The organism is Acidithiobacillus sp. (assembly GCF_027322205.1).
GTDB lineage: Bacteria > Pseudomonadota > Gammaproteobacteria > Acidithiobacillales > Acidithiobacillaceae > Acidithiobacillus.
Genome location: NZ_DAHVHY010000125.1, coordinates 1 through 1,691, shown reverse-complemented (window position 1 = coordinate 1,691; position 1,691 = coordinate 1). Strand labels below are relative to the sequence as shown.

Annotated in this window: 1 protein-coding gene; it reads left to right on the top strand. The window is 55.6% G+C overall.

Annotation, left to right across the window (positions count from 1 at the left end):
- Positions 1 to 133: 133 nt before the first annotated feature.
- Complete coding sequence (locus tag M7F93_RS11565; RefSeq protein WP_291523220.1) at positions 134 to 808, top strand: cytochrome b/b6 domain-containing protein; 675 nt, start codon at positions 134 to 136, stop codon at positions 806 to 808.
- Positions 809 to 1,691 lie beyond the last annotated feature (883 nt).

The window sequence follows — 1,691 nt, the reverse complement described above, 5'->3', positions numbered from 1 at the left end:
CAGCGCACAAAACATGACGCGGGACGCCGCAGACCACGACCTTCACGCGCTCGCATTGGATACCAGGAGACTCGGTCAGTCCTGCGACAGTTGCCATCGGGTTTTCCGCACGCACAGCAGCTGGTGGTGATGCATGGTCAATACGGGGGGTTCAGTTCGAAAGCGCGTTCGAGTCTGGGATCTGCCGACGAGGATCTGGCACTGGAGCATCCTGATTCTGTTCGCGACCTGCTGGTGGACCGCGGACACCGATCACATGCGATGGCACCTGTTCGCCGGCTACGGAGTCCTCGGTGTCGTGTCTTTTCGGATTTTGTGGGGTTTTTGCGGCGGACAGACTGCCAGGTTCAGCAGTTTCGTTCGCGGACCCGCGGGCGTCTGGCGCTATGCTCGCAAGCTCTGCGATCGCGATCGCTATGAGTCACTCGGTCACAATCCGCTGGGTGCACTCAGTATCATCGTAATGCTGAGCCTTTTGCTGCTGCAAACGATTCTCGGTCTATTCGCGGTCAATAACGACGGCGGCTCCTCAGGTCCATTGTCCCAGTGGGTCTCTTACACGACCGGACGGCGTTTCGCACATTGGCACGCCGACAATTTCAATCTCCTTTTGCTCCTCATTGGTCTGCATCTCACCGCGATCGTATTCTACCGCCTGGTTCGCGGAGAGAACCTGGTGTCGGCCATGATTCATGGCTACAAGTCGCACCGATCATCCGGTGAAACTCCGTATTTCGTGCCGCTGTGGCGCGCGGTACTGCTCGCCGTCCCGATTCTCATCGGGATCGTATTGTTGGCGAGAATCTAATGACAGCGAGGGGTACTATAAAAATAAGCGGCCATTTTAACTGGGTCCAGCATGGCTCGTCGCAGACAGGCAAGTTTTGCTGGGTGAATACCACACGCCGCGCCTGCGGCCCCACCGCAACGCGATAGGTAATGGAAGGCCCGAGCAATCGCTCGGGCCGGTGACGCTGGTAATGACCCGCATCCCTCTCCCGGGTGGCTGTCCTGGCCCGCCACCGTGTGGGGCATGATCCGCGTCCTTGCGATATTGTATTTTTGTACAGCCTATCGCCTAGCCATGTTTGACACTCAACAAAATTTACTTATTTATTACCGATAGTTACGACGATAAAAATCGGCGAGTGGCACTACAAGCACGTTGTCATGGATCAAGTGATCTCTTTTCAACGCCTCCAGGGTTGCCGAATAGGCTGAGCATGGTGTGAATTTCTCATGATTCGGGATCTGGGAGTTGCCTTGCGTACATGCAGAGTGCGTCCGTCGAGTTGACGGAAGGTGGCCTTAACCCGCTGCTGCACGCTGGGGATCTCGAGCAAAGGTCCTGTCATGGTGGGCGCCCTGACCGCGCAAATTCGCACGGATCATCTGAACCAAGCGGTAGGCGGGCGCTGGCATGAACAGGCGGTCTTGATCACGGCATTCGTAATGCATGCGCTTAAGGTACTTCGTGGAAGGTGCGGGGTCAACAGAAGAAGCGTTATGGCACTACATTTGCGTCAGAAAAATTCACATTGTTTTTGCAGGAATTATTTTTTAGAAATCCGGAATTCGGCCGAAAAAGTGTCAAACATGGGCTAGCTGCGCGATCTTGAATCCTCAGCCGAATTGCCAGCCAGTGTCGCCCCACCCACTCGAGCGATCGGCTACATCAGAACGCTAAGGGG